21 protein-coding genes are annotated in these 24,734 nt (G+C 40.7%); 10 read left to right on the top strand and 11 right to left on the bottom strand.

The features are described 5' to 3' along the window. The first annotated feature begins 196 nt into the window (after positions 1 to 196). A complete protein-coding gene (locus ACWICE_RS13805) occupies positions 197 to 1,474 on the top strand; it encodes a Gfo/Idh/MocA family protein (RefSeq protein WP_454298588.1) in 1,278 nt (425 codons plus the stop codon). A 98-nt stretch (positions 1,475 to 1,572) separates the two neighbouring features. After that, a complete protein-coding gene (gene recR / locus ACWICE_RS13810; RefSeq protein WP_185218398.1) occupies positions 1,573 to 2,187 on the top strand; it encodes a recombination mediator RecR in 615 nt (204 codons plus the stop codon). Here recR and ACWICE_RS13815 read toward each other — a convergent pair. From ACWICE_RS13815 to ACWICE_RS13840, 6 genes are all read right to left on the bottom strand, one after another. After that, the gene (locus tag ACWICE_RS13815) at positions 2,184 to 3,401 is read right to left on the bottom strand and encodes an MDR family MFS transporter (protein WP_454298589.1); all 1,218 of its coding nucleotides are present in this window, start codon (positions 3,399 to 3,401) and stop codon (positions 2,184 to 2,186) included. The two genes, recR and ACWICE_RS13815, sit on opposite strands and share 4 nt — an antisense overlap. A gap of 13 nt (positions 3,402 to 3,414) precedes the next feature. Then, positions 3,415 to 4,380: a bifunctional metallophosphatase/5'-nucleotidase gene (locus tag ACWICE_RS13820; RefSeq protein WP_185213687.1), complete on the bottom strand. Its 966-nt coding sequence runs from the start codon at positions 4,378 to 4,380 to the stop codon at positions 3,415 to 3,417. Then, positions 4,355 to 5,119, bottom strand: a complete 765-nt coding sequence (locus tag ACWICE_RS13825) for a 5'-nucleotidase C-terminal domain-containing protein (RefSeq protein ID WP_237235631.1) — start codon at positions 5,117 to 5,119, stop codon at positions 4,355 to 4,357. The genes ACWICE_RS13820 and ACWICE_RS13825 overlap by 26 nt, the downstream gene beginning before the upstream one ends. 105 nt (positions 5,120 to 5,224) lie before the next feature. Then, positions 5,225 to 6,460: an ROK family protein gene (locus ACWICE_RS13830; protein ID WP_454298590.1), complete on the bottom strand. Its 1,236-nt coding sequence runs from the start codon at positions 6,458 to 6,460 to the stop codon at positions 5,225 to 5,227. 935 nt (positions 6,461 to 7,395) lie between these two features. Then, positions 7,396 to 8,655, bottom strand: a complete 1,260-nt coding sequence (locus ACWICE_RS13835) for a PQQ-dependent sugar dehydrogenase (protein WP_185218396.1) — start codon at positions 8,653 to 8,655, stop codon at positions 7,396 to 7,398. Between the two features lie 30 nt (positions 8,656 to 8,685). Next, on the bottom strand, positions 8,686 to 9,198 hold the full coding sequence (locus tag ACWICE_RS13840) for a YqgE/AlgH family protein (protein ID WP_237219560.1): 513 nt from the start codon (positions 9,196 to 9,198) through the stop codon (positions 8,686 to 8,688). A 186-nt stretch (positions 9,199 to 9,384) separates the two neighbouring features. Between ACWICE_RS13840 and pdxH the strand changes: the two genes are divergently transcribed. The 3 genes from pdxH to ACWICE_RS13855 are packed head-to-tail and all read left to right on the top strand — an operon-like array spanning position 9,385 to position 11,728. Continuing rightward, complete coding sequence (gene pdxH / locus ACWICE_RS13845; RefSeq protein WP_454298591.1) at positions 9,385 to 10,038, top strand: pyridoxamine 5'-phosphate oxidase; 654 nt, start codon at positions 9,385 to 9,387, stop codon at positions 10,036 to 10,038. Between the two features lie 2 nt (positions 10,039 to 10,040). After that, complete coding sequence (locus ACWICE_RS13850) at positions 10,041 to 10,532, top strand: NADH-quinone oxidoreductase subunit C (RefSeq protein ID WP_185213692.1); 492 nt, start codon at positions 10,041 to 10,043, stop codon at positions 10,530 to 10,532. Positions 10,533 to 10,534: 2 nt separating this feature from the next. Then, positions 10,535 to 11,728 (top strand): NADH-quinone oxidoreductase subunit D, encoded by a 1,194-nt coding sequence (locus tag ACWICE_RS13855; protein ID WP_185213693.1) that lies wholly within the window; start codon positions 10,535 to 10,537, stop codon positions 11,726 to 11,728. A 1,171-nt stretch (positions 11,729 to 12,899) separates the two neighbouring features. On the opposite strand, the gene ACWICE_RS13860 is transcribed toward ACWICE_RS13855, so the two are convergent. Both ACWICE_RS13860 and ACWICE_RS13865 read right to left on the bottom strand, forming a co-directional pair. Further along, complete coding sequence (locus ACWICE_RS13860; protein WP_185218393.1) at positions 12,900 to 13,217, bottom strand: GNAT family N-acetyltransferase; 318 nt, start codon at positions 13,215 to 13,217, stop codon at positions 12,900 to 12,902. Between the two features lie 105 nt (positions 13,218 to 13,322). Beyond that, on the bottom strand, positions 13,323 to 15,098 hold the full coding sequence (locus ACWICE_RS13865) for an AMP-dependent synthetase/ligase (protein WP_454298592.1): 1,776 nt from the start codon (positions 15,096 to 15,098) through the stop codon (positions 13,323 to 13,325). A gap of 316 nt (positions 15,099 to 15,414) precedes the next feature. Here ACWICE_RS13865 and ACWICE_RS13870 point away from each other — a divergent pair, with 316 nt between their 5' ends. Further along, positions 15,415 to 17,187, top strand: a complete 1,773-nt coding sequence (locus ACWICE_RS13870) for an aromatic amino acid hydroxylase (RefSeq protein ID WP_454298593.1) — start codon at positions 15,415 to 15,417, stop codon at positions 17,185 to 17,187. Here ACWICE_RS13870 and ACWICE_RS13875 read toward each other — a convergent pair. Then, positions 17,173 to 18,069 carry a flavin reductase family protein gene (locus ACWICE_RS13875; protein WP_454298594.1) on the bottom strand — a complete coding sequence of 299 codons (897 nt, stop codon included), beginning with the start codon at positions 18,067 to 18,069 and terminating at the stop codon, positions 17,173 to 17,175. The two genes, ACWICE_RS13870 and ACWICE_RS13875, sit on opposite strands and share 15 nt — an antisense overlap. Positions 18,070 to 18,090: 21 nt before the next feature. After that, positions 18,091 to 19,074, bottom strand: coding sequence for a fumarylacetoacetate hydrolase family protein (locus ACWICE_RS13880; RefSeq protein WP_454298595.1), 984 nt, complete (start codon positions 19,072 to 19,074; stop codon positions 18,091 to 18,093). Between the two features lie 333 nt (positions 19,075 to 19,407). Between ACWICE_RS13880 and ACWICE_RS13885 the strand changes: the two genes are divergently transcribed. From ACWICE_RS13885 to ACWICE_RS13900, 4 genes are all read left to right on the top strand, one after another. Then, on the top strand, positions 19,408 to 20,565 hold the full coding sequence (locus tag ACWICE_RS13885) for a homogentisate 1,2-dioxygenase (protein ID WP_454298596.1): 1,158 nt from the start codon (positions 19,408 to 19,410) through the stop codon (positions 20,563 to 20,565). A gap of 18 nt (positions 20,566 to 20,583) precedes the next feature. After that, positions 20,584 to 21,711, top strand: coding sequence for a 4-hydroxyphenylpyruvate dioxygenase (gene hppD, locus ACWICE_RS13890; RefSeq protein WP_454298597.1), 1,128 nt, complete (start codon positions 20,584 to 20,586; stop codon positions 21,709 to 21,711). 27 nt (positions 21,712 to 21,738) lie between these two features. Further along, complete coding sequence (locus ACWICE_RS13895; RefSeq protein WP_454298598.1) at positions 21,739 to 22,968, top strand: Glu/Leu/Phe/Val dehydrogenase dimerization domain-containing protein; 1,230 nt, start codon at positions 21,739 to 21,741, stop codon at positions 22,966 to 22,968. Between the two features lie 206 nt (positions 22,969 to 23,174). Next, the gene (locus ACWICE_RS13900; protein ID WP_454298599.1) at positions 23,175 to 23,318 is read left to right on the top strand and encodes a hypothetical protein; all 144 of its coding nucleotides are present in this window, start codon (positions 23,175 to 23,177) and stop codon (positions 23,316 to 23,318) included. 917 nt (positions 23,319 to 24,235) lie between these two features. Here the strand turns inward: ACWICE_RS13900 and ACWICE_RS13905 are convergent. Next, positions 24,236 to 24,631, bottom strand: a complete 396-nt coding sequence (locus tag ACWICE_RS13905; RefSeq protein ID WP_185213702.1) for a (deoxy)nucleoside triphosphate pyrophosphohydrolase — start codon at positions 24,629 to 24,631, stop codon at positions 24,236 to 24,238. Positions 24,632 to 24,734 lie beyond the last annotated feature (103 nt).

Below are 24,734 nucleotides of genomic sequence, written 5' to 3' on the forward strand. Positions count from 1 at the left end.
TTTGTCCATGAAAGGGCTTTTTTCGCCCTTTTCGATGTAATATAAGGTTTTATATTAAATTTTTCGAAAGCTTGATGATTGTTGTTATTATCATAAAAAAACATAAATATTTCAATTAAATTTTGAATTATTAAACTGATTTAATACATTTATCAAACGTAAACCTATTCACGACTGAAAAAATCTTAAACCTATAATGAATAGACGGGACTTTATTAGTAAAACCGCTTTAGGCGCAGCTGCAGTTACCATTATACCTAGACATGTCTTGGGTGGTAATGGCTTCTTGGCACCTAGCGATCGTCTCAACCTAGGATTTATCGGTGTAGGCAAGCAGATGTACGGTCTTTTGAATCAGTTCATGAAAATTCCGGAGGCCATGGTCATTGCGGCTGCTGATGTGGATAGTAGCAAACTGAATAATTTCATCGGTCAGGCTAATAAGCTGAATGCCACTAAGGCTGCTCATCAGGTCCAAGGTTTTGGACAGTATAGGGATTTGCTGGGCATTAAAGATATAGATGCCGTAATCATTGCTTCTCCGGACCATTGGCATGCCATGCATGTGGTTGATGCCGCAAAAGCAGGGAAGGATATCTATTGCGAAAAACCTCTGGCTTTGACCATCGATGAAGGTCGTGCAATGGTAAATGCAGTCCGGAAATATAAAAGGGTCTTGCAGACAGGAAGTATGCAGCGCTCCCAATATAATTTTAGGCAGGCAGCTGACCTGATCCGCAATGGTTATATCGGTGATATCAAAGAGGTCAATGTATCGGTAGGAGAGCCTGTAAAGGAATGTGATCTGCCTTCCTTGCCAACCCCTGCACATCTTGATTGGGATTCGTGGATTGGCCCATCGCTTTACCGTGGCTATAATCCAATCTTAAGCCCAGCTTTAAATGCCCCTGAATGGTCCCTATGGCGACTGTATCATGGATTCGGCGGTGGATATGTAACGGATTGGGGAGCCCACATGTTTGATATCGTTCAATGGGCCTTAGGAATGGACCAATCAGGACCTGTTTCTTTTACTCCGCCAGATATACCCATGGCGAAGGAAGGTCTATATTTCACCTATAAAAATGGAATTAAAGTCCATCATAAATCTTGGGGGAGCTTCAATGCTATCCAGTTTCTAGGGACAGAAGGTAAGATTGAAGTATCCAGGGAATTCCTGAGATCTGATAAAGCGGACCTCCCAAAATTACAGATTGCCGAGAAGGATCGGAAGGTGTACTATTCGGAAAACCATTACCAGGATTTCGTTGATGCCATCAAAAAACGTTCTAAACCAATCTGTGATGTTGAAATTGGACATAGAACCGCTACAGTATGTAATGCAGTCAACATCGCCTATCAAATACAGAAACCTATCAAATGGGATCCGAACAAAGAAGTGTTCGACAGCCCATTTGCCAATAATCTAAAGGGTAGGGCATACAGAGGGAAATGGGATTATTTGGATTTTTAAATTAGAGCACACATAGATTTGTTTCATAAACCGATGCGCCAGATATTCGAAAGAATTCTGGCGTGTTTTTTTGCTCTTTATTTTCGTAATTTTGAAAAATGAACTTTTCGTCAAAACTATTGGAACAGGCTGTGGAAGAATTTGGAAAACTTCCCGGTGTCGGTAAAAAAACAGCTTTACGCTTGGTCTTGCATCTCTTGAAGCAATCTGATGCCGAGGTGAGCCGTTTTACTGAATCCTTGGACCGATTGAAACAAGACATTAAATATTGCCGTACCTGTTTTAACATCTCTGATTCTGAGCAATGTGAAATCTGTGCTTCCCCGAAGCGTGATAAAGCCTTGATCTGTGTTGTCGAAGATACCCGTGATGTAATGGCTATAGAAAATACCAACCAATATAGTGGAGTTTACCATGTGCTTGGCGGCTTGATATCACCTATGGAAGGAATAGGGCCAGCAGACCTGAAAATCGAGGGTTTGATAGACCGTGTACGTTCCGGTCAAGTCCAAGAAGTAATTCTAGCGCTTAGTGCAACCATGGAAGGGGACACCACGATATTTTACCTCTACCGCAAATTGAAAGAGTTCAATGTGCAGATCAGTACCATTGCCAGGGGTATTGCCTTTGGTGGTGAACTGGAATATGTAGATGAAATCACTTTGGGGAGATCTATTGCAACAAGAGTCCCATATGAACGGAATGTCGGTTAATGTTCTGTTTTCATCTTGCTGATGATCCAATAAAATCCAACCCCACAGAAGATCAATATCAATCCTGCTGATGTCCACAAGGTAGAATAGCCAAAGTGTTCTGCTGTATAGGTTCCTAAGAAGGGAGAAAATATATTGGCAGCAGCAAAAGCCAAAGAGTTAAAGCCCATATAAGCGCCCTGATTGCTCCGACTGGCTCTGTTGATGGCTACGGTGGCTGTAAATGGTAATGTTAACATCTCTCCAGTGGATAGGAAAAACATGGCTAGGTACAACCAGGCAATCCCAAAGTCTGCCGTCAACATCAAGTAGGACATTCCAGAAATCGCCGTTCCCCAGAGCATAATCTGCCGGACTGAAAATCGATGTTCAACTACATGGACCAGTACCATCTCAAACAATACGATCACAAAACCACTAAATCCAAGCAATAAACCGATTTCATCGGAGTGGAGATTGTGCGCCTCCTTATAGAAGAGCGGGAGTGTACTCAATAATTGAAAGAATGCCATCGAGAACAAACAGCATAAAATATTGAATACAATAAAGAGTCCGTCCTTATAGGCATTCCTGACAGGTTTTTCATCTTCAATTTCCTGAACCTTCGTCTGACCTATTTCAGTCCTTGCTTTTCTGTTTCTAAAGAAATATATAAATACAATAGCTGCACAGGCTGCAGCGATGGCATTACCGTAAAATATCCAGTTATAGGAAAACTTAGCTAAAAAACCTCCTAATGCCGGGCCTATGGAGAAACCAAGGTTCACTGCCATCCGGTTTAGGGAATAGGCACGGGTGATGTTTTCAGGCTTGGCATACCTTGCTACAGAAACGGAGTTGGCTGGACGGAAGACGTCCGCAACCAAGGTCAAGAAGAAGATCATAATGGCCAAGCCCTCAAAGGTCCTGAAGTTAGGCAGTAATAAGAACAGCGGAATGACCAAGATCAAGCTCCAGGTCTGTACCTTGAAGTTCCCGAATTTATCGGTTAACCAGCCTCCCAGCCAGGATCCGCAGACTGAACCTAAACCAAAACAGCCCAATACGAGACCTATCTGCGTTTTGCTGAATCCTAATTCCGAGGACATGTAAATCCCCAAAAATGGAATTACCATGGATCCCGCACGGTTGATCAGCATAACCAATGCCAATAGCCATGCAGCAGGCGATAAGCCTTTATAGGAGTTGATATAAAGTCGTACTAATGCTCTCAATAGTGTGTTTTATCTAAGCAATCCTGCTTGCTAGGTTGTCTAATCTTTTGTCTATGCTATAGGTCGTTGCTATACTTCGCTTCGTCCCTTTCTTTTTGTCAAGAATAAAATCTATCCTGCCTAAGTTAACCCCAGAAAAGCCCGTTTGGTTTACCAAAGTTATCTGGTTGTCCAGATTTTTCACCTCAGTCGGTTTGTCCAAGAAAGTATGGGTATGCCCACCTATGATCAGGTCAATATGCCTTGAATTCTTTGCCAGCATCAAATCTGATACTTTTTCCGTATCGTAGTTGTAGCCAATATGCGAAAGGCAGATAATCAGGTCACACTTCAACTCGTTTTTTAACTTCTGTGTATATTTAGCGGCGACCTCGATCGGATCTGAAATCTTAACACCTGCATAACTTCGCGGATCAACCATACCTTTTAAGTCTACACCGACTCCAAAAACACCGATTTTTACAGAATCTCGCTCGAATACCAGATAGTCCTTGGTTTTTCCTTCCATAATGGTTCCCGTAAAATCATAGTTGGAAGTGACAAAAGGGAAGTTCGCCTTGTCAAAATGCTTAAGTAATCCCGGTAATCCATTGTCAAACTCATGGTTACCGAATGTTCCTGCATCATATCCTAATTTCGACATGAGTTCAAGTTCTACCTTGCCATCAAAAACATTGAAATAGGGCGTGCCCTGAAACATATCTCCTGCATCAAATAATAGCACGTTCTTTTCTTCCGAACGGATCTTCTGGATGAGGGTGCTTCTTCGGGCCACTCCGCCTAAACCTTGTAACCTTGACCCATCCATGGGATAAGGTTCAATACGGCTATGTACATCGTTCGTATGTAGAAAGGTAATCTTTACTTCTTTAGATTTACTATAACCTACAAATGGAATGGAACTCAAGGATGCGGTTGCTCCCAAAGCCATTACGCTTTTTAAAAAGCTCCTTCTATTCAATGATCTTAACTCTTCCATCTAATTTTGCTTCTACTTTTTTACCTTCTTTTGTTAATTCCTGTACATAGCTGATCAAAGCTTCGCGTACTCTTTCTGCAGTAACATTCTTACTGATGGGACTGTTGAGCCCTCTAACGAGATCACCTCCGTTGGCAATGAAGTCGTAAGTGACCAACTTATAGGTTTTATTAGGATCGATATCTTTCCCGCCAATCTTGAAACTTTGGATTTTCTTGTCCTTTATGACCTGTTCAACATTCCCTAAGGGCTGACCATTGGTTTCGGCAATAAAATCTGCCAATACCTGAACATCCGTTCCCTTAAGTTCCAATATGGTAATGTAATTCTCGAATGGCATGACCTCAAAAATAGAACCTACGGTCACATTGCCCTGTTTGATGCCAGAACGGATACCGTCTTTGGTAGCCATGGAAAATACTACCTCCGGGTCGACTTTTTTGCCGATGGCCAATAGCGCATCTGAAAAGAAGTTGCTCAATTCTGACTCAGGAAGATTGCGGTTTTTTATCAGTGCCTCTGGTGCATATCCCAATACCTCGTTCATCTTATCCTCAAGTTGGTTCTTATAGGGTAAAATGTAATTTGTAATCGCTGTATCTTCCGCAATCTGATTGTTGATTGCCAACATTTGTTTGTTTGATACAGCTGCTTGGTAAAATGTGGTCTTACAGGAGCTGAAGACCATAAGCACAGTGGCCCAGAATAGGACGCTGTACTTGGATAGCTGTGTACTCATATTTTGAAATTATACGCAAAGGTATTAAGATTGCCCTGAATCCAAAAGATTTTGAATATAAAAGAAGTGCTGAATGTTAAAGATTAATATTCAGCTAACCATTCCTTAATTCCTACCGATGCGTTCCTCAAAATAGCAGTTCACAAAATGTCTTGCCAAGGCAAAGGATAACCCATTGTCGCCCAAGGTAGAAACCTGTAGGCTGCATCCTGTCGCGATCTTGCTCATGGAATAGGTCTGGATCTGTTGTTGGATCGGAGTAATCATGAGCATAGAGGGTCTGGCAAAGCTCCCAGAAAGCACAATAGTTTCGGGGTTGAAAACTTGCATAAAAAGGGATATTGCCCTGCCTAGTTTGCTGCCCAGTTCAGAAATCAGTTGAATGGCATATTGATCACCATCCATGGCAGCCTGGATAATATGTTCAGGTGTCAGCTGCAAATTTTCATATTTTGATACGATTAGGGTAGGTATGCCAGCTTCAATGTCCCGGGTAGCCTTGTTTACCAGCGCAGTACCGGAAACCAAGGTTTCCAGACAGCCACGCTTGCCGCAGTAGCATAACTCGCCATCGTTGACAAAACTGATATGGCCCATTTCACCGGAGAATCCATCTTTACCCAAATAGATTTCCCCATTGGAGACTATCCCCAAGGAAATTCCCCAATCTAAACGGATTACCAAAGCATCCCTTTTCCGCTTCAGTTTTCCGTAGAATTTCTCTGCCAAGGTTGCAGCCTTGGCATCATTGATAACCTTGGTTCTCTTGTTGAACTCATGTTCCAGATGGTTCTCTAGGTTGAATCCTGCTTCGTAAAAATAAGTGAAGTTCTCACCTGAGTAACGGTCAATTAGCCCCGGCATAGAAATAGATATCCCAGATACTTGCTCCATGTCCAGTTTTTGATCCTTGATGTATTTTTTAACAATGATCAAAAAGGCAGGCAGTTCCTTTAGGTCCGTAGAGATTTCAAATTGAAATTGCTGCGGTATATTGAGAATGTTGCAATTGTTGTCTACAAGGGCGATACGAATAGACCTGCGGTTGATTTCTATGGTCAGAACTCGAAACAGACTGTCGCTTAATTGGTATAAATTAGGTTTTCTTCCACCTAAGGATTCACCACGTTCATGCTGATTCAGATATTTCTTCTCCACTAACTCCACCATCAACGTGTTCAAGGTCGGAAAACTTAAGGTCAAACTCTTCATTAAATCATTTACCGAAGCATTGTCAAGTTCATAAACGGCTTTTAATAATTTAAGTTTTTTCTTCGCTGATTTGGCAGTTTTTTTAGATAAGCCCGATGGACTCACTAATAGCTTTTCAATAAATTTCATGTTTGTTTGAGTTAATAAAATCTCATCGTTAATTTTTGAGGCTTAAATCAAAGTTCAATCACAAGAATTAACTCAATTAAATTAAACTAATGAATAAATATTTAAATTTTAATCTAAAATAAATAAAAAAATTAATATTCAAATTAAAAAATGCTTATAATGAGTCTAATATGTTAATTTTATTTGAAAGTAATATGTTTTATTGTAAAATTTTACAAAATGAATGTTAATAATTTTAATTGGATACGGTTTTGATAAAATCCTGAGTTAATATCTTATTTGGCTGATCATAGGTTTACAGCATACTTTCCGAACAGATCCTTCGCTGATTCTGAACGCTTGGTGAAGAATCTGTGCGGTTTCCCTCTCACAGATTTTCTCATCCTTAACCGAAGGTTAAGGAACTGTACTCCGTTACCATTCTTAGCTTTCCTTGACTAATTCTGAGTTATTCGGAGACCCTTCCTATGTACGAATGACAAGTTTGTTAGAACTGTGTTTCTAGCCTTCAGTTCCATATTTATTTATCCGAAGAATATTTCTAGCCGCCATACATCCCCAGCGGGGATGAATTATTTTAGCATGAACGATATTGTACAATATAGGAGTAGCGAAAAACTGATGTTCGATTAATCGAACACCAGTTTTTCGCTACATTTAGGCTAATGTGCCATGTTTGCTAAAATAATGGAACCCCGAAGGGGTTCTATAACTCAAATTTCAATGGCCTAAATGTTTTCGAGGAAAAAGACTGTCATCACCTTCCTTTAAATTTAGTCCAAATTTTTCAATCCGGATATATTCTTGTTTAATCCTCTCATCCCGTACCCAGAGCGAAGCCGATGGGCATCCTGGTTCAAAATTAAAAAAAGGGGCACTCTTCAAGCGCCCCTCTTTATTATCCAAAAACACCTTTTTCAAGGCATTCTCTAATTTTACTTTTTGTCGATCTTAAATAATTTACCGCCATCAGTAACGCTGTACAATGCTCCATTTTTACCTTGGATAACATCTCTGAAACGTTCACCTTTATCCGCTAATAATCTTTCTTCGCCAACAACTTTGTTGTCCTTGATGACCAATCTAGCGATATGCGTACTGCTCAAGCCTCCGATGAATAGGTTGTTTTGCCATTCAGGAACATTCGAACCTGTGTAGAAGGTCATTCCACTAGGTGACAATACGGGGTCCCAATAATAAACTGGTTGCTCCATACCTTCTTTTTGTTGGATAGGAGGGTTACCGATTTGATCACCTTTATATTCGATACCATAGGTAATCGTAGGCCAGCCATAGTTGTTTCCTGGTTTGACCAAGTTGATTTCATCACCTCCTCGAGGTCCAAATTCTGAGTCCCAAAGTTCTCCGGTAACGGGGTTGAATGCCAAACCTTGAACGTTTCTATGTCCATAACTGTAGATTTCTGGTTTTGCATCACCTTTGCCGGCAAAAGGGTTTCCAGCCGCTGGTTTACCATCGGTTGTGATTCTTAAGATCTTACCTAGGGCAGAATTTAATTGCTGTGCTTGCGGACGAGTTTCAAGGTCTGAACGCTCTCCTGTAGACACAAATAGATTACCTTCTTTATCAAATAAGATACGGCCACCATAGTGCAGCTTACCATTGTAGGTTGGCAAGGCTTGGTAGATCACTTTAGCGCCTTCAATGCTTTTTTCATCCTGTGATAACTTACCTTTGGCTACGGCAGTATGGTTGCCCCCTGAAACAGGTTCTGAAAAAGTCCAGTAAACCATTCTGTTGTTGGCAAAGTCAGGATCTAGGGTGATGCCCAATAAGCCGCCTTGACCTTGCGAATCTACTTTTGGAATACCTGTAATCGCTTCACCGATGGTTTTTGCATTCGGGTCGACGATACGCATGGTACCTTCTTTCTCAGTAATCAATAGTCTTCCATCTGGGAGCTCTGCAATTCCCCATGGAGTTTTTAGACCTTCAACAACCACTGCAGCTTCATAAGGTGAAGTAGTCTTTACGCCTGCAATTCGGGTTTGACCCTCAAATGCCGGTTTGTAATCTGTATTTCCTGGTTTTGTTTCAACAGGCGGGTATTTCGTCGTGTCCTGTACTACTGCGGTTGAATCCTGCGGTTCTGTACCGTTAGAATTCGCTCCTGAACAAGCCACGAACGCTGTAGTTGCTGCCAAAAACAATGCGTTTGAGAAGTGTTTCTTCATGTTGGTTGATTTATGTTTATTTGTTGTTTATCAATTGAATTCAGGTCTTTTCGGGAAATTTGCAACATGTGCATATTTCGGACCCATACTGATCAAGGCTTCTTTCCAAAGATTTTCGCCATCGGTAATAAAGGCCAGGTCTATATTAAATGAATTATGTACTGCCCAAGAGTTCTGTTTGATCTCTCCATCAAGTTGACCCGGACTCCATCCTGAATATCCTAGGAAAATCTTGACTTCTTCACTGCTGATCAAATTTTCGTTGATCAGATATTTTAAACGTTCAAAGTCACCACCCCAATAGAGGTCATCTACGATATGGGTGCCGCCTTCGATTTTCTCATGGGCCTTGTGGACAAAGAAAAGCGCATTTCCTTCCACTGGACCACCGAAGTATAAAGGTATTTCAGAATTGTCTACCTCTTCAAGGACATCCGATAGCATAAGCATGGAGCGATGGTTGAGGATCAATCCGACGGTTCCATCGTTTTCATCATGCTCGCACAACAAGATCACTGAGCGCTCAAAATTCTGATCCAGCATGAAGGGCTCAGATAAAATTAGACTGCCGCGTTTTGGGATATATTCGTTGAACATAACAGAATAGATGTGTTTATACCAAATTTATAGAATATCATTATTAATCCACTGTAAAATAGCAATAATTTTTCATTTCATTTTCTATAAAAAATGGATATTATGTTAAGTTTGTAGGAAATATCCTTTGCCATGTCCATTGAACATAAAGAAATTGCCGCCATTCGGGAAGACTATGTGAAAAGCAGTTTGAGCGAATCGGACGTACAGAAAAAACCTATCGAACAATTCCAAAAATGGTTTGATGAAGCCATGTCCTCGCAGGTCACTGAACCGACTGCCATGGTCGTTTCTACGGTCTCCGAAAATGGCTATCCCTCTTCCAGAGTAGTACTGTTAAAGGACATTAAAACGGAAGGCCTGAGTTTTTTTACCAACTACAACAGTAGGAAAGGACAAGAGATCATCCAGAACCCACATGTTTCGGCATTGTTTTTCTGGCCTGAATTGCAAAGACAGGTGCGCTTTGAAGCAGAGGTCGAAAAATTACCTAAAGCAGATTCTGACGAATACTTCTCCATTAGACCTAGAGGTAGCCAAATCGGTGCCATTGCTTCTCCTCAGAGTGCCATTATCCCTGATCGGGAAACTTTGGAAAAAAGAGTAGCAGAAGTGGAAAAGGAAATGGAAAATATTAAAGAAGTCCCAAGACCGGAATTTTGGGGTGGTTTCCTGTTAAAACCTGTTCGGGTTGAGTTCTGGCAGGGAAGGGGAAGCAGACTCCATGACCGCATTGTCTATATAAAGGATGATGGCAATTGGACGATCAACCGTTTAGCGCCTTAATAATGATCCAAGAAATAAAAAAATACCTAGAGGAATACGTACATATCGATGCGGTACAGGATGTGCAGGAGCATGGGCTACAGCCTGCTCTTTTTATTGCACCTGAACATCTTAAAGAGGTTTGTCTTTTCCTCCGGGATAATGAAAACTGCTATTTTGATTTCCTGGCAAATATCACGGCAGTAGATTATTTTCCGCAAGAATACTTTGAGCTGGTCTATAACTTAACTTCCATTCCCTTTCAAAAGCAACTTACGCTTAAAGTAAAGCTAGATGCCGGAAGAGACCTGAATGAATTGCCAGAGATTCCTTCTGTGTCTGAAGTTTGGCGAACAGCGGATTGGCATGAACGCGAGGCCTATGACCTGATGGGTATTTTCTTTACAGGTCATCCTGATTTGAGACGCATCCTCATGCCTGAAGACTGGGTGGGGTATCCACTACGTAAAGATTATCAAGATCCTGAAACTTATCATAATATCCCGATCAAATAGTTATGAACGAAAGATACCTACAAGCTAATAAAAACTATCAGGATAAAATTAATACGGTTTCATCTCAGGAGATGGTAATCAACTTGGGCCCTCAACATCCATCTACCCATGGTGTTTTGAGGTTGGAGTTGATCACTGACGGTGAAATCGTTAAGGAAATCATTCCGCATATGGGCTACCTGCACCGTTGCTTTGATAAACATGCAGAGTCCATGAATTACGGAAAGACTATTCCCTTCACCGATCGTTTGGACTACTTAGCTTCCATGAACAATGCACATGCCTTTGTGATGGGGGTTGAGCGTATGCTTGGAATTCAAGATAAAATTCCCAAAAGAATTGAATATATCCGTGTCTTGGTCACCGAACTGAACCGTATTGCATCCCATTTGATTGCCATAGGGACCTATGGGATCGATATTGGAGCTTTTACACCTTTTATGTGGTGTTTCCGCGATCGGGAACATATCATGAATATGTTAGAATGGGCTTCCGGTTCCAGGATGCTCTATAATTATATCTGGGTTGGAGGTTTGTTCTATGATATCCCGGTCAACTTTGAAGAACGTTGCCTGGAATTTATCAATTACTTTAAACCGAAATTGGTCGAATTGGACGACCTATTGTCCAATAACCAGATTTTTATACAGCGGACGGCCAATATTGGCGTTCTGCCAGCTGATGTAGCCATCAATTATGGCTGTTCAGGACCTATGTTGCGCGGCTCAGGTATCAAATGGGACCTGAGAAGGGTGGATGGGTATTCCGTTTATCCGGAGTTGGATTTTGAGATCCCTGTAGGTAAAGGCGAAATGGGTGCAGTCGGAGACTGTTGGGATCGCTATAAGGTCAGGGTAGATGAGGTCAAAGAGTCTGTCAAGATTATTGAACAATGTTTGCCAAGATTGATGAGTGATTTCAAGAGAACACCTGACTTTGACCCTCGTGGCATGGTACCAAAGAAAGTAAACCTGAAAGCGCAGGAATATTATGTCCGTGCCGAAAACCCTAAGGGGGAACTAGGCTTCTATTTTGTCACGCAAGAGAAAACCGACATCCCTAAGCGGGTGAAGGCTAGAGGACCCAGCTTCAATAACCTTTCGGTATTGCCAGAGCTTGGTAAGGGAGTGCTCATCGCTGATCTGATAGCCATTTTAGGTTCCATCGATATTGTGCTTGGTGAAGTCGACCGTTAAAATAAAACCGCATAAAAACGCAAATATTATTAGGAATAATCTTTTTAATAACTATATTTGCTATCTCATAATTTAAGTTTATAATTGGTTAATAGTTAGGGGAGCAATTGCCAGATTGCTTCCCTTTCTTTTTTGTTTTAAGCTAATTAAACGCTGTTTTCCTACTCATTTTTTGACATATAATTTGGAACATAGGAGGCTTTTACAAATTTTGTCCCTGATTGGGAATTCTTTTGGTCTCATTCGAGACATATTCGGGATGCTTTGCGAATTTTGAAAATATGCCTCGAATGAGGTCGCTTTGAAATCGATAAAACCTCATGGAATTATAAAACCGCAAACACGCATAAAACAGGAAGGCAAGGGGTGGAGAGTGTAAACCACACGGGGCTGGTATGGTTTTCAAAAGCTCTTCCTAAATATAGAAAATAGTTTACTCATCTTACGATTTCGGAATGACCAAATCTTCCTAAAAAAATAAAAATAGATTCTTCGTTTTACTCTAAATCCCTCTCTAGCGCTTTGCGATTCTGAACGAATAGTGAAGAATCTGTACGGTTTTCCTCCCACCGACCCTGTCATCCTTGACCGAAGGTCAAAGAACTGTACGCCAATACCATGATGGTTGTCTTTGATTTTAAAAGTTCGCATTTATCCGAAATGATTCGTTCCTACCAATGACAAGTTTGTTAGATCCACGTTTATGGCAATCCAAACCCATGTTTATTTAGCAGAAGATATATCTAGCCGTCATACATCCCTTGCGGGGATGAATTATTTTTGCAATAGTATTGAACAATATAGGAGTTGCGAAAAACTGATGTTCGATTAATCGAACATCGTTTTTGCGCAACTTTCAGGCTAACGTACCATGCCAGCTATAATAATGGAAGCCCAAAAGGGGTTCTATATTTAAAAAATAAAAGAGCTAATTGATTTTCATTGCCAACAAGCTGTCATCACCTTCCAATAAATTTAGCCCAAATTTTTCTTCTCAGGATGACAGCGGAAAATGGAAAATTAATTGTTTTTTTGCCTATATGGGGCGGGCGTATGCGATACGACCCTACAAAACTTGATTTTTATTTATTCGGTAGGCATTCCGCCAATGATCTTGGTCCATCCTCCAATACCGAACATCCTGGTTCAAACCTTTCAGAATAAAAATAAATTACAATTCATTGAACTTTGGAAATCTTGGTGATACCAATTCTTTCCATTCGGGATGTTTTTTGATGAATGCAAACACATACGGACAATAGGGAGAGACTGTTTTTCCAGCATCCTTGATGTGCTGCAATGTTTTTTCTACAATGGCAGCTGCGGCTCCGCTTCCTGCCAATTCAGAAGGAGCTTCGGTATGGATCAGGGCAACGGTACTGCTTGTTTCTTTGTAGTCAATGAAAGCTATATGGCCATCGACATCTAATTCAAATCTGCTTTTTTCTTCGTTCTTAATTAATGGGAGGTTGATAAATTTATCTTTCATACCGAATCAACAAAAATTTAAATGGATAGTTTGTAATCTTTGGTAAAATTAATCCTATCCATGTAAATCTTGATTGATGTATGTTAAGAAATAGTAACCATTTTATTAATCTGCCAAATGGTACAACTCCTCAAATTCCTTTTTGTATTTTTCCAAAATGACCTTACGTTTCATTTTAAGGGTAGGGGTCAGTTCTCCGTTTTCAATGGTGAACTGATCCGAGAGGATGATCGGTTTTTTGATCTGTTCCCAGTTCCCAAAATGTTGGTTGGCCAATTGAACTTCTTTATTGATTTTACGGACTACTTTTGTTTCAGTCAGGAACTGGTCTTTGGGCATTCCTTTTAATTCAGGAGCTTCATTTCGGGACCAATCTTGTAGGTGGGCATAGTTAGGCACAATAAAGGCAGAAGCAAACTTCTGACCATCACCGATCACCATCGCCTGTTCGATGTAATTGGATTCCAATAATTTCTTCTCGATAGGTTGTGGCACCACATACTTACCTCCAGAAATCTTGAACATCTCCTTTTTACGGTCGATGATTTTCAAGAAAACCTCATCTTCCCAAACCCCAATATCACCCGTATGCAACCAACCATCGATAATGGTTTTATCCGTTTCTTCCCTGTTCTTATAATAGCCTTGCATCACATTGGGACCTTTGACCAAGATCTCTCCATCATCCGCCAATTTAATTTCCACATATTTTACAGCTAATCCCACCGTTCCGATACGGATTCCTTTGAGGTAATGGTTTACAGAGATCAAGGGGGAAGCTTCAGTCATGCCGTATCCTTCGTAGAGCGGGATTCCCGCAGCGAGGAATACTCGGGCAAGTTTGGCCTGTAGCGATGCACTTCCCGAAGCAACCGTTTTTAACTCTCCACCTAATGCTTGGTACCACTTATCTAGGACCAGTTTTTTTGCCAACTTTAGCTTGATGTTGTAGCCGAAACTCCTTTTTTCTGGATTTGGGTCGAATTGTTCAGCCACTTCAACAGCCCAGTCAAAGATCTTGCGCTTCATACCGGTCAGTTCCATACCTGTTTTCATGATCTTTTCGTAGACCTTCTCCAAGATCCTCGGAACGGCAGTCATGATATGAGGTTTTACTTCATTGATATTCTGACCGATTTTGTCCAAGGATTCGGCGATATGTACCGTGATCCCAATGTACAGATAGGTATAGATGACCATTCTTTCATAGGCATGGCAAGGTGGAAGGAAAGTCAATGCCCGGTCGTAGGCCTTACAAGGTGTAATCTCTCTTGCTGCTTCCACATTGGAAATAATGTTATGATGAGTCAACATGACCCCTTTTGGCTTTCCGGTGGTGCCTGAAGTATAGATTAGCGTAGCTAAGTCGGTATGTTTGATATTTGCTCTAAGTTCTTCAATTTTAGAATCGGGAATATGGGCACCAACGGTCCTCAATTCATCCCAATTGCGTACATTTTCATTTTTTTCAATGCAGAAAATATACTTTAGGGTATAGATAGAGTCATTTAGTTGGGTCAATCTATGGAATAAGCTTTTATTGCTAACGATGCAGAGCTTAATTTCAGCATCATTGAAAATGAACTGATAATCGGAATCACTGATATTTGGATAGATGGCAACGACAACAGCTCCGATCTGTTGGATAGCGAAATCGACAATATGCCATTCAATGCTACTATCTGCAATCAATCCAACTTTGTCGTTAGGTTTAACACCAAGTTCAAGCAATCCTTTGGAGATCGCGTTCACCTGTTCCAAGAATTCTACAGAAGTCAAGGTTTTCCATTCCCCCTCTTTTTTATGCGCGAACATATTGAGGTCCGGAAAAAGGTTTACCTGCCTTAAGGCAAGATCAAAAAGTCTAAGATTTTCCACCATAACATATAAAAGCCTGTCTTTCAAGTTTATCGACAGGAAGCTTAACCAAGATAACAGAAATGATGGTTAAGAAGTTTTGCAAAAGTATGAAATTGTTGCGTTTAGACTTAATAAATTTGGTTTTCGGTAGTGTAGTTCAGTTCATAATGGCCAGATTGCAAAAATAGTTTCTGAAAATTGTTGTAAATTGCTCATCCAAAGGAACCAATATAAACAGAAAAATAAACATCAGATTTAAGGGACATTCTAGAAGAGGAAGGTTTGGTCTATTGTTTATTTAGTTAAATTTTTTTATTTTCGTTTAAACTAATTTATAATGAATAGCTACGATAATCCCGTCTTAGAGCGATTGCCCAAACATCTTCAAAGATATGTAGTCGAGCAAAATTATGATCGATACTCTGCCTTAGATCAGGCGATTTGGCGATATGTGATGCGGCAGAACTATGCCTACCTGAAGGACATTGCGTATTACCCTTATATACCCGGGTTGACCAAGGCTGGATTGACGATCGAACGTATCCCTAACTTGCAATCCATGAATGATAGCCTAAAGAAAATAGGCTGGGGGGCAGTAACGGTTGATGGATTTATACCGCCAGCAGCATTCATGGAATTCCAAGCACATTGTGTGTTGGTCATTGCAGCAGACATTAGACAGATTGAACATATTACCTATACACCAGCTCCAGATATTATTCATGAGTCTTCCGGTCATGCACCTATCATAGGTGAACCTGAATATGCCGCCTATTTACAGCATTTCGGTGAGGTTGGATCCAAAGCCATGAGTTCAGGTAAAGATTTTGAGCTGTATGAGGCTATCAGGGCCTTATCCATTGTCAAAGAAAGAGAAGATGCCACTGAAGAAGAAGTACAAGCAGCAACGGATCGTTTTGACGCCATTTCAAGTAATATGGGTGAGCCTTCAGAAATGGCTTTACTGAGCAGGTTGCATTGGTGGACGGTGGAATATGGATTGATCGGAACGGTAAAAGATCATAAAATATATGGCGCAGGTTTGCTTTCTTCCATTGGTGAAAGTGCAAGTTGTATGCAACCGGACGTCAAAAAACTGCCTTATGATATCGATACCCTCCAGTTTTCATATGATATTACCAAGCCGCAACCTCAATTATTTGTAACGCCTGATTTTAAACATGCTTACGAGGTACTGGATGAATTTTCAAAAACTATGGCTTTTCGTGTGGGGGGTCAGGAAGCGATGGAAAAAGCCATTGACAGCAGTAATACCTGCACGGTAGAGCTGAGTTCTGGTTTACAGGTTTCAGGAGTATTTACATCCATGTTTTTGGGGGAGGAACTGATTGCAATTAAAACTACAGGGCCAACCGCATTGGCTTATAAAAATCTGGAATTGAAAGGTCATGGAAAGCATTACCATAAAGATGGATTTAGTTCTCCGATTGGATTATTGATAGGAAAGCGATTGCCATTGGAACAATGTAGAGCAGAAGATTTAGAGGGCCTAGGATTGATTGAAGGCATGCCAGGATCATTATATTTTAAATCTGGATTATTGGTATCAGGGAAAGTAAGATCCTTTGTGTTCAATGAAGATGGCTTGCTGCTGATCGTTAGTTTTGAGGAATGTACGGTCGTCCATGAACCTACTGGTCAAGTTTTATTCCAGCCTGAATGGGGTATCTATGACATGGCTGTAGGAAGCTCGGTTAAATCTGTGTATGCAGGGGCTGCTGATAAATTTGCATTTGATCCTGACATCAATATTTCAGAAATTAAAACTGAAAAGCAAAATTGGACCGATGAACAAAAAGATCTCCATGAAATTTACGGGCAAATCAGGGAATTAAGAGAAGGGCAGGGAAAAGAAAGGGCCTTATCAGTATTGGTTCAAGAGCTGTTGGAAGGATTCCCTAACGATTGGTTAGCCATGGTCGAGCTCTATGAATTAGCGATCCACGAAGGGCAGATTGAATTAGAAGATAGTTTAAGGTTTATTTTAAAGGAAAAGGCCAGGAAAAACCCTGACCTTGAAAAGTTAATATCTGATGGAATAAGGCTTGCACAGACCCAACCAATTAATTTGGAATTAATGTACAAGTAGGACTTGCCAAGCTTTTTCTATTTGCTCTTCATCCAATAATCTGGCAGCATATCGCTGCAGCTCATTATTCAATTGGGTTTGGTCCTGTTCCCACATACTTTTTAAGGTATGGATCTGTTCATCCTCCAAGATGTCATTTTCAAATGATGGGATTGCTTCTATATTAGCGAGGAGACCTAATTGGTTTCCTGTCAATATAGAGGAATTGCGGATATGTTCTGGTAATTGATCTACTCCGATCCCTAATTTCCGTAGCGGTTTTGGAACCTCAAAAAGGTTTTCTTTCGTCACTCGGCAGTACCAGTCCCCACCCAATCGTGCCACAAGATCTAGGGCTGCTTGGTCCATTTGATCATTTTCGTCCAATAGGTAACTTTTTATATGCATATTGACCACTTCAGCAATAACTAAATTTCCTGTTCCTCCACCTTCTTGGATGGTGATAATCTCTCTGACCTTACACTCCAATTGGACTGGTGATTCAGCTACCCTAGGTGGTTTGACCAATCCTGAGGGTAAAGCGGTAAATCCAGATTTGTCAAACTCATTGATTTCTTTTGCGTACTCCGTACTGGCTAAGGACTGCTGTTGTACCATATCAAAATTTACGATATTGATAACGACTTCAGGAACTTCACGGATATTTTCCAAGGTGTGTTTATCTTTTCCGTCACGGACCCGGGTAAGCGGTGAAAACACACAAATGGGCGGGTTCTGGGACATGAAATTGAAATAGCTGAATGGGCTTAGATTTACATTTCCTGCTTTATCTATGGTTGAGGCAAAGCAAATCGGCCTTGGCGCCACTGCGTATTTTATTAAGCTATCGAAAACTGATCCGTGGGTTTCTTGGTTGAATGTCTTTGTTTCGTTGAACTGCATATATATCGTATTAATTATTGATTATTCAGAAAGGTCTTCTTGGTAGATGATGTTTTCAAGTTTCCCCAAACCTGTTACCTCCATGCTGATTCTATCTTTCGGTTGGATCCAGATTTCTTGATAAGCTTGGTCCTTACGCTTTCCAGTACCGTTAATTTCTAATAGGCACCCCGTTCCAACCGTTCCAGAACCTATAATATCACCAGGAAAGAGGGTCACGCCATAAGATGCCCGTTCGATAATTTCAGCAAAGGTCCAGTTCATGCTGGCAAGGCTACCTTCAGAAACCAGCCGGTCATTGATCCAACATTTCATTTTAAGGTCATAAGCATTTCCTGTATGCCCTGGCAAAGGTGCTGTTCTGTATTGCTCCAGTTCATCGAGGGTAACCAGATAAGGACCAAAGGTACTGGCGAAATCTTTTCCTTTTGCTGGTCCCAGATTGAGCTTCATTTCCTGCATCTGCAAATTTCTGGCACTGAGGTCATTTAAGATGGTGAAACCAGCTATATATTGATCAGCATCGGATGCTTTGATATTTCTACCCTTTTTAAGGATGACAATGGCCACCTCCAATTCAAAGTCCATTTTTTCAAAATGGCGGGGCATGCAATATACAGGTCCAGGACCTTGAATAGCTTGGTGATTGGAAAAGTAGAACACGGGGAATTGGTCGAATTCGGGTATCATTTCCAATCCACGGTTCAGACGGGAAGTTTCTACATGTTGTCTAAATGCATAGGCATCACGAAAGGAAGTTGGATTGGGAAGGGGGGCATTCATGGTAATTTCAGAAAAACTTACGCCCTCATTTTGAAAATCTTTTATCTTTTTGAATTCTTGTAGCTCCTTTTTTGCTAAATCAAGTCCTTCTTGCCCGAGCTGAAGCAATGCTAAGCAGGAATTGGGAAGTTTGTTGGATATCATATGGCTAGGAAAAACCAGGTTTTCAATAACAAAACCAAGCTGTTCTTTGCCATTTTCCAAGTATGTTACAATTTTCATAATGATTTTTTGAATACTCTGCTTATTTATTTATAAAGGTTATAATTTTTCTGTGACGGAAAATTAAATTTCATAATACCATATTTATTTTCCCAATCTTTATGTAAATATAAAATTATAAAGGGTATATTTGAAATAATACATACCAATATGAACATAAGCAACATAAAGCCAAAAAACCTCCCAAAAGGTTTAATGCCTTATATCAAGGCATTGATAGCTGATGTTGTTTTCGCGCAGTACTAATACCAAATTTAATTCTTTTTCAAAGTGATATCTAGCCAGAGGCTATGTAATTCAATCATATTATAATCATTTTTTAAACTTATTATTATGCCACTTTATCATCAGTTGGGTAAGATTCCCCCAAAAAGACATACAGTTTTCAGAAAAGACAATGGAGAATTGTTTTCTGAGGAACTAGTATCCACCCATGGGTTTTCAAGTGTTTATTCCTTGGTGTATCATTGCTATCCACCGACCATTGTCAAGGAGATTAGGGAGCCTTATGATGTGAACCCTAAAATTGCCCGGGACAAGCATTTGAAACATACCAGCTTGAGAGGATTTCAGGTCAAACCTAAGGCCGATTTTTTAGAGAGTAGGACCCCAGTTCTGGTCAACTCCGATCTACATATTTCTTTAGCTGCTCCACAGAAACCTATGGACAGTTATTTTTACAAGAACTCCCAAGCAGACGAGGTAATCTTTATCCATGAAGGTTCTGGAACGTTGAGGACCGGCTACGGCGAGATTCCATTTGCTTACGGTGATTATTTAGTGATTCCTAGAGGGGTAATCTACCAGATTGATTTTGTTACTGATAAAAATCGACTGTTTATCGTTGAATCCTTTGAACCTATTCGAACTCCAAAACGATATAGAAATGAATTTGGGCAATTGATGGAGCATTCCCCATTTTGTGAAAGAGATATCCGCAGGCCACAGAACCTGAAAACATTTGATGAAAAGGGAGATTTCGAAATCAAAATCAAGAAACAAGGATTGATTTATCCTTATATCTACGGGACACATCCTTTTGATTTTGTAGGTTGGGATGGCTACCATTATCCATGGGCCTTTTCCATTCATGATTTCATGCCGATTACCGGGATGTTGCATCAACCCCCTCCAGTCCATCAGACCTTCGAAACAAATTCCTTTGTTTTATGCAGTTTCTGCCCTAGGATGTACGATTATCATCCTGATTCCATTCCTGCGCCATATAACCATAGCAATGTAGATTCCGATGAGGTCCTCTATTATGTAGATGGAGATTTCATGAGCAGAAAATCTGTAGAACGCGGACAGATTACCTTACACCCTGGTGGAATTCCGCATGGACCACATCCTGGAACAGTGGAAAAAAGTATTGGTCAGACCAAAACAGAAGAACTCGCCGTAATGATCGATCCTTTTAGGCCTTTGATGTTAACAGAGGAAGCCTTGGAAATTGAAGATCAGGACTATTATAAATCATGGATAAACTAACCAATCAATAAAAATATTATGACACAAACATTCGCAGAGAAGATAGCAAAAGCTCAGGATTTTTTGCCTATCAATGGAACGGATTATATTGAATTTTATGTGGGTAATGCCAAGCAAGCGGCCCATTTCTATAAAACGGCATTCGGATTTCAATCGGAGGCCTACGCAGGTCCCGAAACTGGAGTTAGGGATAGAGCATCTTATGTATTGAAGCAGAACAAGATCCGCATTATGCTGACTACCGCCTTGAAATCCGATAGCCCTATTTCTGAACATGTTAAAAAGCATGGGGACGGTGTGAAGATATTGGCATTATGGGTTGATGATGCTGAAAAATCACTGCAAGAAACGAAAAAACGTGGTGCGAAGGTTTATCAGGAATTGGAGGTCAAGGAAGATGAATTCGGAGAAGTACGGACAGCTGGAATCTATACCTATGGGGAAACGGTACACATGTTTGTTGAACGGAAGAACTATTCAGGACCATTTATGCCGGGGTATGTCAAGTGGGAGAGCGATTATAATCCTGAAGAAACTGGCTTGTTATATGTAGACCATTGTGTTGGAAATGTGGGCTGGGACCGTATGAATGAAACCGTGGAATGGTACCAGGATGTTATGGGATTTGTAAACATCCTTTCTTTTGATGACAAACAGATCAATACTGAATATTCTGCATTGATGAGTAAAGTCATGAGCAATGGTAATGGTTATGTGAAATTTCCGATCAATGAACCTGCAGAAGGGAAGAAGAAATCCCAGATCGAAGAATACTTAGAGTTTTATGAGGGCGAAGGTGTTCAGCATGCTGCCCTGGCAACGCATGATATAATGAAAACGGTAAAAGCATTAAAGGAACGAGGCGTTGAGTTTTTAGGAGCTCCACCGGAGGCCTATTATGATATGCTTTCAGAAAGGGTAGGCGAAATTGATGAGGAGATCAAGGCTATCCAAGATTTAGGGATATTGGTTGACCGTGATGAAGAAGGCTATTTGTTGCAGATCTTTACCAAGCCGGTGGAGGATCGCCCGACCTTGTTCTTTGAAATCATTCAGCGTAAAGGGGCGCAAAGCTTTGGGGCTGGAAATTTTAAGGCGCTGTTTGAGGCGATTGAAAGAGAACAAGAAAAAAGAGGTAACCTATAAGATTTCAATTTAATGAACCTATTGATTATGAAAGAATTATTGCAGGAGTTTGAGCAGAAACAACCTGAGATTGTTTTTGAATGGAAAGATACTGAAACTGAAGCAGAAGGCTGGGTTGTGATCAATTCCTTGAGAGGTGGAGCAGCCGGAGGTGGTACAAGGATGCGTTCGGGATTGGACAGGAATGAAGTTGAATCCTTGGCAAAGACAATGGAAGTGAAGTTCACGGTTTCTGGACCTGCAATTGGAGGGGCAAAATCAGGGATTAATTTTGATCCTGCAGACCCAAGAAAACATGGCGTATTGGAACGCTGGTTTAAAGTGGTAACTCCTCTGTTGAAGAATTATTATGGCACTGGCGGTGATCTGAACGTGGATGAAATCCATGATGTCATTCCATTGACGGAGCAATTTGGCTTATGGCATCCTCAAGAGGGTGTCCTGAATGGTCATTTTGATATTCGGGAGAATGGACGTATCCATCAGATTGGGCAATTGAGATATGGTGTTTCCAAGGTATTGGAAGACTCGCACTATAGCCCTGACCTGAAAAGGAAATTTAAGGTTGCTGATATGATTACGGGTTTCGGCGTAGCAGAATCGGTTAGCCATTATTATGATTTATTTGAGGGTCATGTTTCTGGAAAAAGGGCCATCATCCAAGGTTGGGGGAATGTAGCAGCTTCTGCTGCATTTTATCTGAGCAAAAAAGGAGTGAAAGTTGTTGGTATCATCGATCGGGTAGGAGGTTTGATCAAAGAAGAGGGCTTTTCCGAAGAAGAAATCCAATCTTTGTTATTATCCCGAAACGGAAATTCACTTTTTGCCGAAGATATGATTCCATTTGAGGAAGTCAATACCAAAATCTGGGGTATTCCTGCTGAAATCTTTATCCCTGCGGCAGCTTCAAGATTGGTTTCTAAGGAACAGATCCAGCAGATGATCGATAACAGTCTGGAGGTAATTGCTTCTGGCGCCAATGTTCCTTTTGCAGATCGTGAGATTTTTTATGGCCCTGTAATGGAATATGCCGATCAACATGTTGCAGTGATCCCAGACTTTGTTGCCAATTGTGGCATGGCAAGGGTCTTTGCCTACCTGATGCAGCCTAATATTGAGATCAGCGATGACTCCCTGTTTCAGGATGTTTCAGATGTTATCCGAAAAGCATTGGAGCAGATCCATAGCTATAACCCTGAAACTAAAATAAACATTTCCTCAAGAGCTTATGAATTAGCCTTGAGGCAATTGCTATAGTTGATGAATAGTAAATAATTGTCGGCCAGCAAAGTATTTTTGCTGGCTTTTTTGTTTTTTGATAGATTTTGCGGGGCCATTTTTTTTGAGAGAATAGGTGGTTTTAATAATTGTCCGTTGGCAAATTGTAGAGAAAATAAATAAGTAATGATCTATGAAAAAGAAATTATAACGTTGGTTTGAACCAGGATTAAAGGGATAAGAGGATGGACCAAGAACTGGGAATGAACCAGGATGAAACGGATAAGAGGATGGACCAAGAACTGGATATGAACCAGGATAGGGATCAGCTCCGCTCAAGCACCGGATGGACCATGATTTTGATTAACTTGACGTTGGAAAGTCCCTAATGCTGTAGGGGCGAAAAGCATTCGCCCGCCGCATATATTCCAATAATCATTTACCCAAATGGGTGAATAACACCGTTTCTCATTCCTGCAATTTTTTCTAAAATACGCTTCGGCCAATTTATGATGGCTTTTCGCAGCAGCCACAACACATGAAAAGAATGCCTTGATGTCGAGGATGCCGATCCCATCGCGCCAGGCAACGGCATTCTTTCCATTTTTTCGCCAATTGAAATGAGCCGGTAGCTGAAAGGCTTCCTTAGGAAGAATGGTTGTTTGTATTGCGAACCCCCAGGGGGGGTGGAATCTTTGTAGAAATTGGATGTGTGTAATGGCCAACCCACAGCGTGGGTGAAATGTTTTTCAGTAGTTCTTGTTAAAGAAAGAAAACGGTTCGTTCGCTGTGCTCACGATGACAGCGATCCTAAAAAACAAAAAATAGATTCTTCGTTTCACTCTGAATCCCTCTTTAGCGAATTTTGATTCTGAACGATCAGTGAAGAATCTGTACGGTTCTCTACTACTAAGGCATGTCATGCTGCACCGAAGGTCCAGGAACTTTCCGCCAGCCAATGCAATCTTTATTGATTTATTATTAGATAATGTTTGTAATGTTCCGAGATGTTTCGTCCCTCAACATGACAGTAAGGCAAAAAGTGCAGGAGCAGTACGCTAATTCAATCTTATTTGTATGGTTCCGAGATCTTTCCTTCGTCAGGACGACAGGAAGGGGGGAAACGGAAGGTGCAGGAACTGTACGCCGATGCAATCCCCAATATCTTAATCGAAAAGGTCTGTAATATTCCGAGATCCTTCCTTCGTCAGGACGACAGGAAGGGGAAACCGAAGGTGCAGGAACTGTACGCCAATGCAATCTTTATTGATTTGTTAATTTTTTTCTGGGTATTTGCCTTAGGAGATTACACCTCTTCCCTTCGTGTCCTGATATATTCTTCAATAATAGGGAGGTCGGCATTTGCCCAATCGAAACGGAACAATTCAGTTCTATCAACCCAGATTACCTGTTCATGTTCATTGGCTTTCAATTTGCCACTTTTAATGGAACAAATAAAAGGGTAAAGGGTTAAAGAGAAGTCGGGATAATGATATTCTACTTTTGTGAGGGGTTCATGGATCTGTATGTTCAGATTGATCTCTTCTAAAACTTCCCTAACCAGGCATTCTTCCAGGGTTTCACCTTCTTCCAATTTTCCTCCTGGAAACTCCCATTTTAGAGGCAATTTCATTTTTGCGGATCGCTGACAGATCAATATCTGTTGATCTTTTTCTATTAAGGCACAAGCAACATGTATCATCAGAGTAAATATACTAAAATGAGACGGAAAGCATACACATTTTAGGGAAAGTCCTTTAAAGAATTTTAAAGAAAAGAACAGTTTATAATTAGATTATAAAATT

It is taken from the genome of Sphingobacterium sp. NPDC055346, assembly GCF_053645235.1.

Coding starts and splice junctions, on each gene's coding strand:
- ACWICE_RS13875 (WP_454298594.1), bottom strand. CDS start 18,069: ATGCAGTTCAACGAAACAAAGACATTCAACCAAGAAACCCACGGATCA.
- ACWICE_RS13835 (WP_185218396.1), bottom strand. CDS start 8,655: ATGAAGAAACACTTCTCAAACGCATTGTTTTTGGCAGCAACTACAGCG.
- pdxH (WP_454298591.1), top strand. CDS start 9,385: ATGTCCATTGAACATAAAGAAATTGCCGCCATTCGGGAAGACTATGTG.
- ACWICE_RS13905 (WP_185213702.1), bottom strand. CDS start 24,631: ATGATACATGTTGCTTGTGCCTTAATAGAAAAAGATCAACAGATATTG.
- ACWICE_RS13880 (WP_454298595.1), bottom strand. CDS start 19,074: ATGAAAATTGTAACATACTTGGAAAATGGCAAAGAACAGCTTGGTTTT.
- ACWICE_RS13850 (WP_185213692.1), top strand. CDS start 10,041: ATGATCCAAGAAATAAAAAAATACCTAGAGGAATACGTACATATCGAT.
- hppD (WP_454298597.1), top strand. CDS start 20,584: ATGACACAAACATTCGCAGAGAAGATAGCAAAAGCTCAGGATTTTTTG.
- ACWICE_RS13900 (WP_454298599.1), top strand. CDS start 23,175: ATGGACCAAGAACTGGGAATGAACCAGGATGAAACGGATAAGAGGATG.
- ACWICE_RS13840 (WP_237219560.1), bottom strand. CDS start 9,198: ATGCTGGATCAGAATTTTGAGCGCTCAGTGATCTTGTTGTGCGAGCAT.
- recR (WP_185218398.1), top strand. CDS start 1,573: ATGAACTTTTCGTCAAAACTATTGGAACAGGCTGTGGAAGAATTTGGA.
- ACWICE_RS13860 (WP_185218393.1), bottom strand. CDS start 13,217: ATGAAAGATAAATTTATCAACCTCCCATTAATTAAGAACGAAGAAAAA.
- ACWICE_RS13820 (WP_185213687.1), bottom strand. CDS start 4,380: ATGGAAGAGTTAAGATCATTGAATAGAAGGAGCTTTTTAAAAAGCGTA.
- ACWICE_RS13885 (WP_454298596.1), top strand. CDS start 19,408: ATGCCACTTTATCATCAGTTGGGTAAGATTCCCCCAAAAAGACATACA.
- ACWICE_RS13825 (WP_237235631.1), bottom strand. CDS start 5,119: ATGAGTACACAGCTATCCAAGTACAGCGTCCTATTCTGGGCCACTGTG.
- ACWICE_RS13830 (WP_454298590.1), bottom strand. CDS start 6,460: ATGAAATTTATTGAAAAGCTATTAGTGAGTCCATCGGGCTTATCTAAA.
- ACWICE_RS13870 (WP_454298593.1), top strand. CDS start 15,415: ATGAATAGCTACGATAATCCCGTCTTAGAGCGATTGCCCAAACATCTT.
- ACWICE_RS13805 (WP_454298588.1), top strand. CDS start 197: ATGAATAGACGGGACTTTATTAGTAAAACCGCTTTAGGCGCAGCTGCA.
- ACWICE_RS13865 (WP_454298592.1), bottom strand. CDS start 15,098: ATGGTGGAAAATCTTAGACTTTTTGATCTTGCCTTAAGGCAGGTAAAC.
- ACWICE_RS13855 (WP_185213693.1), top strand. CDS start 10,535: ATGAACGAAAGATACCTACAAGCTAATAAAAACTATCAGGATAAAATT.
- ACWICE_RS13895 (WP_454298598.1), top strand. CDS start 21,739: ATGAAAGAATTATTGCAGGAGTTTGAGCAGAAACAACCTGAGATTGTT.